This is a genomic window from Streptomyces coffeae (assembly GCF_016741875.1).
In the GTDB taxonomy this organism is placed as follows: Bacteria; Actinomycetota; Actinomycetes; order Streptomycetales; family Streptomycetaceae; genus Streptomyces; species Streptomyces coffeae.
On record NZ_JAERRF010000050.1, the window covers coordinates 24,605 to 35,669 of the forward strand.

Below are 11,065 nucleotides of genomic sequence, written 5' to 3' on the forward strand. Positions count from 1 at the left end.
CTGGGCAACCGGGGCGGCCACTGTTGTTTCGAGTGGCGGTTGCGAAGCGCGGTGTGTCAGTTACTGAAGGTGTCGGTCACGTGTGTGAAGATGGCCCGCATGTTTGGGGGAGGGAACAACCGGCCGCCCGGTCAGGGCGGCAGAGAGAGCCTGGCGGATCTCGTACGTCAGGAGACCGCGGCGAGGATGTCGGAGCGGGAGAAGTGGGCGGCGCTGCGCGAGGTGCGCCTGTACTTCCAGCGCCCGGAGAGTCCCGGCTTCCTGGTCTCGGAGACGGCGGAGGCCGGCCCATTGGTGCCGGTGTTCACGTCGATCCCGGGTCTTGCTCGTTTCGCGGGTGCGTGCTCTTGGGCGTCGACGACGGTCGAGGATCTGGTGGAGCTGTTGCCGGAGGGTGTGCGGGCGTTCGTGGACCCGTTGGGTGAGCAACCTTTCCTGTTGGACGCGGGGATGCTGCGCGAGGCGGCGGAGGTTCACGAGGAGGGGGACGACCGTGGGCGATCCTGACGCGAGGAATGTGAACCGTGCGCCCAGTGAGGGGGGTGAGCACGGTAAGTACGGCGGTAACGAAGGTGCCGACGGTTACAAGATCGAGATAGCTTCGGTGCAGAGTGTGATCGTCCCGCTGGAGGAGTCGGTGGTCGGGGCTCGGGCGGTCAAGAACGGGCAGGAGACGCTGACGGCCTATCTCAAGCATTGCGGCGCGCCCGAACTCCTCACGGCTGGCGAGGGGTTCGTCAAGGCGTGGGGCTTTGGCATGGGCGAGCTCGCGGATCACGCGGATGTGGTGGTGGAGCGGCTGTATGAGGCGATCGCCGGGTACATGCTGGCGGATCTACTGCGGGTGAAGGACTTCTGGCCGTCGGACGAGAACATGGCCAAGCTCCCGTCGGGCGCTGCGGGCAAGTGGTCCTGGGAGAACGTGGGCAGACCGGAGATGGAAAAGCGTGAGACGACGTCGGCCGTGCAGAAGTTTGCGGACCAGTTGCTGCGTGAGTACGAGGATGAGTCCTGATGGGGGATCCGGACGCGGGGCGGACCCCGCAGATACGCATACCGGCGGGCGCCACGGCCAGGGACTTGATCCCGGGAAACCCGGACGACATTGATGACTTGGTGCTGGACTTGCGGGCGTATGCGGGTGCCTTCCAGGACGGCAAGGACAAGCTGCGGCCGCTGGAGCTGACGGATTGGCAGGGCCAGGGCGCGGGGGAGTTCCGGAAGGCGGTCGACCGCCTTCCGAAGGAACTGACGACGGGTCACGATGAGTTCACGCATGCGGCCAGCGCGCTGGCCGCGTACGCCAGGAAGCTGCGCTCGGCACAGAAGCGGTGTGGGCCGATCATCGAGGCCGCGGAGCGGGCACAGGCAGCCTCCGAGGCGCACAACAAGAAGGTCGAGGCGTACAACGACGCGGTCAAGCGCGACGACGAGCAGTTACCGGAGCGGCCCTCGGAGACCGATCCCGGTGTCTCGGCGATGGAGGACTGCGTCGGGCGGCTGGACAAGCTGATCGAGGAGCTTCAGCTGGTCGTCGATACGTCGAAGAAGAAGATCGACGACGCGGCGAAGAAGGCTCCGGACAAGCCCAACAACTGGCACAAGCTCGGGGACAGCCTCAAGGACGGGCTGTGGAAGGCCCATCACGGCATCCTCAGTATGGCCGAGCTCCCCGCCTCGCTGGTCAAGGGCGACCTGAACGGCTTCTCGATGCAGCTGGCCGGCGTGGCGGACGGCGCGATGTACGCGGCTCAGCACCCGAAGGAGTTCGCGAAGGCGGTCACCAACTGGGACATGTGGTCCAAGGACCCGATACGCGCGGCGGGCGAGATCACCCCGTCACTGCTGCTCGCCCTGGCCACCGGCGGTGCGAGCGCGCTGCGCAAGAGTCTGAAGACGGGCCAGAGCGCCGCCCAGCGCCTGGCCATGCGGAGGAAAGCACTCGGCCGGGACGGCGAAGCACACGAGCGGGCGAACCGCCCCGGCAGCCACGACCGTGAGGGGCACAACAAGGACTGTGAGCACGACCCGGTCGACGTCGCGACCGGCGAGATGGTCATGCCGGCCACGGACGTGTCCCTGCCCGGGGCGCTACCGCTGGTCCTGGAGCGCACCTTCGTCTCCGGACACACCTGCGGCGGCTGGTTCGGCCGCACCTGGGCAGCCACCCTCGACCAGCGCCTGGAACTGGACGCGGACGGGATCTCGTTCGTCGCGGCCGACGGCATGGTGCTGCGCTACCCGATCCCCCGCCCCGAGGAGGACACCTACCCGACGCGCGGCCCGCGCTGGCCGCTGCGCTGGGACGGCACGGTGGGCGGCAGCATGGGGATCGAGATCCCCGAGCAGGCCCGCACCCTTCACTTCGCGCCGTTGGAGGGCGTGGAGGGCAATGAACTCCCCCTGAAGATGATCGAGGACCGCAACGGGCGGTCCCTCATCTTCACGTACGACACCGACGGCACCCCACGCGAGGTGGCGCACTCCGGCGGCTACCGCATCGCCATCGACACCGACCCGGAACTGCTGCGTGTCACCGCGCTGCGCCTGCTGGGCATCGGCGACACCGAGACGGGCACCACGCTGGTCTCCTTCGGCTACAACGACGCCGGGGACCTCACCGAGGTCTTCAACTCCGCCGAAGAACCGATGCGGTTCACCTACGACGACCACCACCGCATCACCTCCTGGACCGACCGCAACGGCACCAGCTTCGGATACTTCTACGACCACCGCGGCCGCGTGCTGCGCACCATCGGCTCGGACGACATGATGGCCAGCCGCTTCCACTACGACGCGGCCTCCCGCACGACCGTCTACACCGACTCCCTCGGTCACCGCATCACCTACGTCTTCGACGACGCCTACCGTGCCGTGGCCCGCACCGACGCCCTGGGCCACACCACCCACACCGAATGGGACCCCCAAACCCGGCGCCTGCCGCTGTCGGTGACCGACCCACTCGGCCACACCACCCGCTACGCGTACGACGACTCCAGCAACCTCATACGCATCGACCGCCCCGACGGAACGGCGGCCACCGCCACCTACAACGCGCACAGCCAGCCGCTGGAGGTGTGTGAACCGGACGGCGCCGTGTGGCGCTACGCGTACGACGAGCGGGGCAACCGCACCAGGGCAACGGACCCATCGGGCGCGGAGACCCACTACACGTATGACGAGTCCGGCAACCTCTCCTCGATCACCGACCCGCTGGGCCACACCACTCGCGTCGCGTGCAACGAGGCGGGCCTGCCGGTCGAGGTCACCGACGCCCTGGGCAACACGACCACCGTCCGCAGGGGCACCCACGGCCGCATCACCCGCATCACCGACCCCCTGGGTCATGTCACCCGCCAAGGCTGGACGATCGAGGGCAAGCCCGCGTGGCGCACCCGGCCTGACGGCAGCCGCGAAACCTGGAACTGGGACGCCGAAGGCAACCTCCTCGAACACACCGACCCGGCAGGCAACACCACCCGCCACACCCACACCCACTTCGACCTCCCGGCGACGCGGACGGAGCCGGACGGGGCGGAGTACGCCTTCACCTACGACACCCAGCTACAGCTGACCCAGGTCACCAACCCCCAGGGCCTGACCTGGACCTATGCCTACGACGGGGCCGGGCGGCTCACCTCCGAAACCGACTTCAACGGCCGCGCCCTGTCGTACGAACACGACGCCGCGGGCCGCGTCACGGCCCGCACCAATGGCGCGGGCGAGCGACTGCACTACCAGCGGGACGCGCTGGGCCGTACGGTCTCCGCGCGTGCCGACGACGGCACCGAGACGACCTTCGCCTACGACACCGTGGGCCGTCTGACGCGGGCGACGAACCCGGACACGGAGCTGGCTCGCACCTACGACGTCCTCGGCCGGATCCTGACCGAGACGGTCAACGACCGCACCACGAACTACGCGTACAACGCTGGGGGCAACCGCACCGAGCGGACGACCCCGGCAGGTGTGCGCTCGCAGTGGACATACGACGCGGCATCCCGCCCTGCGTCTCTCACCACGGCAGACAACACCCTGCGCTTCGGCTATGACGCGTCGGGCCGCGAGACGTCCCGCGCCTTCGGTGCCGATGTGACGCTCACCCAGACCTGGGACGAACTGGACCGCATGACGGGCCAGACCGTCACCGGCCCGGCCGACACCCTCATCCAGCACCGCGCGTACGGCTACCGCCTGGACGACCACCTCACCGAGATCCGCGAACTCACGTCCGGTACTCGCCGCTTCGACCTCGACCCGGTCGGCCGGGTCACCGCCGTCCACGCGAACGGCTGGACCGAGACCTACGCCTACGACACCGCGGGCAACCTCACCACGGCCGAGGCTCCCAAGCACCCCTCCCCCGGCCCGCGTGAGTTCAGCGGCACCCTCATCCGCACCGCAGGCGGCGACAGCAACCGCACGACGTACGAGCACGACGCCCAGGGCCGCCTGATCCGCCGCACCCGCCGCCTCCTCAATGGCCAGCGCCGCACCTGGACCTACACCTGGAACGCGGAGGACCGCCTCACCCAGGCCACCACCCCGGACGGCGCGCGCTGGCGCTTCGCCTACGACCCCTTGGGCCGCCGCACCGCCAAGCAACGCCTGGCTGCGGACGACACGGTGGCGGAGCGGATCGACTTCACCTGGGACGGCACACGCCTCGCCGAACAGACCACATCCGACGGACACACCACCACGTGGGACTACGTTCCGGGGACCCACCGTCCGATATCCCAGACGACGACGTCCAAGCTGGCCAGGACCGAGTACGACACCCGCTTCCACGCGATCGTCACGGACCTGGTCGGCACCCCCACCGAACTCATCGCCCCCGACGGCACCCTGGCCTGGCACCCCCGCACCACCCTCTGGGGCACCCCCCTCCCCGCCCCGCCGGGGACCTCGGCGGTGGACTGCCCTCTCCGATTCCCCGGCCAGTACGCAGACCCGGAAACGGGCCTGCACTACAACTACTTCCGCTACTACGACCCCGAGACCGCCCGCTACAACTCGCCTGACCCATTGGGCCTCGCACCGGCCGACAACCCCCACATCTACGTCGCCAACCCCCTTGCCTGGACCGACCCGCTCGGCCTGGAAGGCTGCAAGCCAGGCATCGACGACGACACATACGATGAAATAGACCAACAATACGGATCGCGAGTCGCAGAAGGCGTGGACCACGATTTTCAGCGCATGAACGATGGTTCAGCCAATGCGGCAGATCACTCCATATCGGGTATCGGTTCGAACCCGAAGGCGTTGGCCCGATATCTGGCGTCCTTCGAGGGTAATACCACCCACGTGGACACTAAAACAGGCTCAAACGTCGCGTATGACAGTCGGCGTGGCGTCCTGATCGTCGAGACAGCGTACCGGATTCACGCGTACCACTATTCAGAAGATCTTTTCAACTCAGGGAGATACAAAGCAAAATGAGAGCAAAAATTCGCATTCAGTCACATGACACAGAAGGCCTGTCATTGACGCTTACACCCGCTCAGGCAGCTCTGCTCCGAGAGTGCATCACGCTCGCCATTGAGACCCACAGCGGGGATGCCATGACAGAATTCTGTACAGGCAGCCCGAGAAGGGAACTGGAGAATGTCACGCAAGAAGTAGCATATTTGCCGGACAACACATCAGGCTCATGCACCTTTACATTCAGACAACTCCACACTATTTATGCCAGCATTACACATGCGGTCGTGGCATTGCCGTCAGAAGAAGCCTTTCACATTCGAACTGGATTCTATCGCGAGAACGCCATCGCGCTGGCGAATTCCATGAGGGACGCTGTTCACGATTGCCTGCGATCGGATTCATAGAGACACGGTTGCCACTGAGCTGGCCCCGAGTAATTCCGTAGCACTTCGCCATAGGGGACGGCGTGCATCAACAGGACAACCAAAAACTTCTCGATCTGCTTCACCTGAACGGACGCGTAAATGATCTAGCCCCCGCCGCACAGTCGGCAAGTCACGGTGAAGTCAACGATGTGGTTTGCCTCTGCCCGGAGATCGCGATCACCGCTCTGGAAAAGTTCATCCGGGGCGACATCTCGGCACAGGAACTCATCGACTGGGCAGAGGTCGTGCATTCTTTGGAGACCATCGGCATCCCCGAAGAGCATGAGGATTTGCTGCTTCAGTTCCTCTTTGAAATCTCCACTCCAGAGCTATTTCAGGAGATCAACACGGAGACCTGTTCCCGGTGGATCAGTAGGTTGCGGCGAGCGACTTCGTGATCCGGAAGGGCACGCCGGCGAGAGTGGTTGCCGCCGTAGCAGTGTCGCCGCCCAGGATCCCCGAGGCCCGGCCTTCCAGTGCCAATACCGCGCCCGATGTCGTAGAGGCATGGTTCACTGCCGACGGACACACACCGACCGGACCCACCGGACGTACACCGACGAAGAGGAGTCGCCCGTGGCGCACGAGATCGATCCGTCATTCCTCGCGCTGCCGCTCAGGGCGCTCGCCGACGCGGCCCTCGCCCGCGCCCGCGCGCTGGGGGCCGAGCATGCCGACTTCCGGTTCGAGCGGGTGCGCAGCGCCTCGTGGCGGTTGCGGGATGCCAGGCCCTCGGGGTCCTCGGACACCACCGATGTGGGGTACGCGGTACGGGTGGTGCACGGTGGGGCCTGGGGGTTCGCCTCAGGGGTGGATCTCAGCATGGACGCGGCGGCGCGGGTGGCCTCGCGGGCGGTGGCGATGGCGAAGCTGTCGGCCAAGGTGATCGAGGCGGCCAGGTCCGATGAGCGGGTGGAGCTGGCGGACGAGCCCCTGCACGCGGACAAGACCTGGGTCTCGTCCTACGAGGTCAACCCCTTCGACGTACCGGACGCGGAGAAGACCGGCCTGCTGGCCGAGTGGAGCGAGCGACTGCTGGCGGCCGAGGGGGTGGCGCACGCCGACGCGAGTCTGCTGACCATCCAGGACAACAAGTTCTACGCGGACACCGCGGGCACCACGACCACCCAGCAGCGGGTGCGGCTGCATCCGCAGCTGACCGCGTTCGCGGTGGATCCCACGACGGGTGAGTTCGACTCGATGCGCACCACGGCCCCGCCGGTGGGGCGCGGCTGGGAGTATCTGACCGGGGCCGGGGCCGGAGCCGGTGTCTGGGACTGGGACGCGGAGCTGGCCGAGATGCCCGCGCTGCTGGCCGAGAAGATGCGGGCGCCGTCGGTGGAGGCCGGGGCGTACGACCTGGTGATCGATCCGTCCAATCTGTGGCTGACCATCCATGAGTCCATCGGCCACGCCACCGAGCTGGACCGGGCGCTGGGCTACGAGGCGGCGTACGCGGGGACCTCGTTCGCCACCTTCGACCAGCTGGGCAAGCTGGTCTACGGCTCGGAGATCATGAACGTCACCGGTGACCGAACGGCCGAGCACGGGTTGGCCACGACCGGCTACGACGACGAGGGGGTGGCCGCGCAGTCCTGGGACCTGGTGCGGAACGGCACGCTCGTGGGCTATCAGATGGACCGCCGGATCGCCCGGCTGACCGGATTCGAGCGGTCCAACGGCTGTGCGTACGCCGACTCGCCGAGCCATGTACCGGTGCAGCGGATGGCCAATGTGTCGCTGCAACCGGCGGCCGAGGGCGGGCCGTCGACCGAGGATCTGATCGGCGATGTCGAGAACGGCCTCTATCTGGTGGGCGATCGCTCATGGTCGATCGATATGCAGCGCTACAACTTCCAGTTCACGGCGCAACGGGCGTATCGCATCCGGAACGGCGCTGTGGCCGGGCAGGTGCGCGACTTCGCCTACCAGGCCACCACCACCGACTTCTGGGGCTCGATGTCGGCCGTCGGCGGTCCGCAGACCTATGAGCTGCACGGCGCCTTCAACTGCGGCAAGGCGCAGCCGGGGCAGGTCGCGGCAGTGTCGCACGGCTGCCCGTCCGCGCTGTTCCGCGGCGTGAACATCCTCAACACCACCCAGGAGGCCGGGCGATGACCAAGCCGCACGAGATCGTCGAACGCGCCCTGGAGCTGTCCCGCGCGGACGGCTGTGTGGTGATCGCGGACGAGACGTCCACGGCCCATCTGCGCTGGGCGGGCAACGCTCTGACCACCAACGGCGTCACCCGCGGCCGCTCGCTGACCGTGGTGGCCACCGTGGACGGCGCCAAGGGCACCGCCTCGGGAGTGGTGTCCCGGTCCGCCGTGACCGCCGAGGAGCTGGAGCCGCTGGTCCGGGCCGCCGAGGCGGCGGCCCGGGAGGCGGGTCCGGCCGAGGACGCCCAGCCGCTGGTCGGGCCGGACGCCTCGCTTCCGGACTCCCCCGGTTTCACCGAGTCCCCCGCCGAGACCTCCTCCGAGGTGTTCGCGGCCTTCGCGCCCGCCCTTGGCGACTCCTTCGCGCGGGCGCGGGCGGGCGGCCGGGAGCTGTACGGCTTCGCCCACCACGAGGTCGTCTCGACCTATCTGGGCACCTCCACCGGGCTGCGGCTGCGCCACGACCAGCCGACCGGCACCCTGGAGATCAACGCCAAGTCCCCGGCCGCCGACGGCGGCGGGCCGCGCTCGGCGTGGGCCGGGCGCGCCACCCGTGACTTCACCGATGTGGACCCGGCCGCGATCGACGCCGAGCTGGCCGGGCGGCTGGCCTGGGCCGAGCGGCGGGTGGAGCTTCCGGCGGGCCGCTACGAGACGCTGCTGCCCCCGTCCGCCGTGGCCGATCTGCTGATCTATCAGATGTGGTCGTCGGCGGCGCGGGACGCGGCGGAGGGCCGTACCGTCTTCAGCCGCCCCGGCGGCGGGACCCGGATCGGGGAGAAGCTGTCGCCGCTGCCCATGACGCTGCGCAGCGATCCGCACGCACCGGGCCTCGAGGCGGCGCCGTTCGTGATCGCGCACTCCTCGGGGGACGACGCGTCGGTCTTCGACAACGGTCTGCGGCTGCCGGCCACCGACTGGCTGCGCGACGGGGTGCTGCACCAGCTGCTCACCACCCGGCACTCGGCCGGCCTCACCGGGCTGCCGGTGGCCCCGGCGATCGACAACCTGATCCTCGAGGCGGAGGGCACCCGCTCACTGGAGGAGATGGTCGCGGCCACCGGCGGCCAGGGCCCGGCCCTGCTGCTGACCTGTCTGTGGTACATCCGCGAGGTCGATCCGGCCACCCTGCTGCTGACCGGGCTCACCCGGGACGGGGTCTATCTGGTCGAGGACGGCGAGGTGATCGGCGAGGTGAACAACTTCCGGTTCAACGAGTCGCCGGTGGATCTGCTCTCCCGCGCCACCGAGGCGGGCCGTACCGAGATCACGCTGCCGCGCGAGTGGGGCGACTGGTTCACCCGGGCCGCGATGCCCGCGCTGCGGATCCCGGACTTCAACATGAGCTCCGTCAGCAAGGGGGTGTGACCGGCCGAATACACTGGTCCCCGCCCATCCGTCCATCCATGACTCACCTCAGGAACCTCATGACACGCCTCGGCGAATCCGTCGCCCGCGCCAGCGAGCTCCTCAGCCAGGACCTCTCCTCCGACAGCACCGTCGAGCGGCTGCTGAACGAGACGGGCTCGCGGCGCTATCTGGATCTGACGGACCTGTCGCCGAAGGACCAGGCGGAGCTGATCGCGTCCCGCACGGTCGAGGTGCTGCCGGGCGTGGCCGAGCTGACCGAGCGCATCGAGCGGCGTCGGGCCGAGGGCAAGGGGCTGGGAATCAAGCTGGGCATCGACCCGACCGCCGCCGATGTGCACCTCGGCCACGTCGTGCCGATGATCATCCTCAGCCGCTTCCAGCGGATGGGCCATGACGTCACCCTGCTGATCGGCGACTTCACGGCCAAGATCGGGGACCCGTCGGGCCGTACGGCGGAGCGTCCGCCGCTGACCGACGAGGACATCGCGCGGAACCTCGCGGGCTACCAGGAGCAGGTGCGGCCGTTCTTCGACTTCGAGAAGGTCGGCTTCCGGCAGAACAGCGAGTGGCTGGCGCCGTACACCTTCCCGGAGCTGCTGACGCTGCTCTCCCAGGTGCCGGTCTCCCAGCTGCTCCAGCGCGAAGACTTCCGCAACCGGCTGGCGGCGGGCTCCGGGCTGACCATGTCCGAGCTGCTGTACCCCATCGCCCAGGCGCTGGACTCGGTGGCGCTGGAATGCGATGTCGAGCTCGGCGGCGCGGACCAGCTGCTCAACCTCCAGATGGGCCGGAAGCTGATGGAGCTGCGCGGGCAGACCCCGCAGCTGGTCGTCACCATGCCGCTGATCGAGGGCACCGACGGCACCGGCGCCAAGATGTCCAAGTCCAAGGGCAACTATGTGGCGCTCACCGCGACCGCCGACGATGTCTTCGGCAAGATCATGTCGATTCCGGACCGGCTGATGAAGCCGTACCTGGAGGCGTGGACGGAGTGGACGGACCCGGAGATCGCCGCCGCGACCGCCCGGGTGGAGGACCGTTCGCTGCATCCGATGGATCTGAAGAAGGTCCTGGCGGGCGAGGTCGTCGCGGCGCTGTACGGCATCGAGGCGGCCATGAAGGCGCGGGCGGGCTTTGTCGCCCAGTTCTCCAAGAAGAGCTTCGCCGATGTGGGCACCCTGCCGGTGGTCGACGCCGCCGAGCACGGTCCGGAGACCGTCGCGACTGTGCTGAGCAAGGTCCTGGAGTTCCAGCCCAGCGCGTCGGCCGCCCGCCGGGTCGCCAAGCAGAACGGGCTGCGGCTGGTCATCGAGACCGACGGCGGCCAGGAGTCCGTGGTGCTGCCCGAGGCGCAGGCGGTACGGCCGCTGGCCGAGGTGGTCGCGGAGACCCTGGCGGAGGCCGGCTTCACCGCGGCCTCCGGCACCGTCTACCTCAAGGCCGGGCGCAAGATCGCCCACATCCAGGGGCTGTGAGCCCACATCCAGGGGCGGTGACCGTCCAGGGGCGGTGACCGTCCAGGGGCGGTGACCGTCCAGGGGCGGTGACCGTGCCGTCCACGACGGCCCGAAGCGGCGGCCGGTGCGCATCCACCACGCGCGCCGGTCTCCGCCGGACCAGGCCAGCCACAACGCAGCCGCGGGCGAACGACCGCGCCGCGCGGCACTTCCCGCGGAGCGC

7 protein-coding genes are annotated in these 11,065 nt (G+C 68.4%); all 7 read left to right on the forward strand.

Annotated features, from left to right (window positions below):
- Positions 1–186 precede the first annotated feature (186 nt).
- On the forward strand, positions 187–507 hold the full coding sequence (locus JK363_RS39455) for an SseB family protein (protein ID WP_201883124.1): 321 nt from the start codon (positions 187–189) through the stop codon (positions 505–507).
- Positions 494–1,015: a hypothetical protein gene (locus JK363_RS39460; RefSeq protein ID WP_201883125.1), complete on the forward strand. Its 522-nt coding sequence runs from the start codon at positions 494–496 to the stop codon at positions 1,013–1,015. The genes JK363_RS39455 and JK363_RS39460 overlap by 14 nt, the downstream gene beginning before the upstream one ends.
- Entirely contained in the window at positions 1,015–5,445 is a 4,431-nt protein-coding gene (locus JK363_RS39465) for a putative T7SS-secreted protein (RefSeq protein ID WP_201883127.1), read from the forward strand. Before JK363_RS39460 ends, JK363_RS39465 begins: the two co-directional genes overlap by 1 nt.
- Positions 5,446–5,896: 451 nt before the next feature.
- Positions 5,897–6,253 carry a hypothetical protein gene (locus tag JK363_RS39470; RefSeq protein ID WP_201883139.1) on the forward strand — a complete coding sequence of 119 codons (357 nt, stop codon included), beginning with the start codon at positions 5,897–5,899 and terminating at the stop codon, positions 6,251–6,253.
- Between the two features lie 178 nt (positions 6,254–6,431).
- Positions 6,432–7,973, forward strand: a complete 1,542-nt coding sequence (locus JK363_RS39475) for a TldD/PmbA family protein (RefSeq protein ID WP_201883129.1) — start codon at positions 6,432–6,434, stop codon at positions 7,971–7,973.
- Complete coding sequence (locus tag JK363_RS39480) at positions 7,970–9,382, forward strand: metallopeptidase TldD-related protein (RefSeq protein WP_201883131.1); 1,413 nt, start codon at positions 7,970–7,972, stop codon at positions 9,380–9,382. The genes JK363_RS39475 and JK363_RS39480 overlap by 4 nt, the downstream gene beginning before the upstream one ends.
- Before the next feature lie 59 nt (positions 9,383–9,441).
- Positions 9,442–10,860 (forward strand): tyrosine--tRNA ligase, encoded by a 1,419-nt coding sequence (gene tyrS, locus JK363_RS39485; RefSeq protein ID WP_201883134.1) that lies wholly within the window; start codon positions 9,442–9,444, stop codon positions 10,858–10,860.
- The last annotated feature ends 205 nt before the right edge of the window (positions 10,861–11,065 follow it).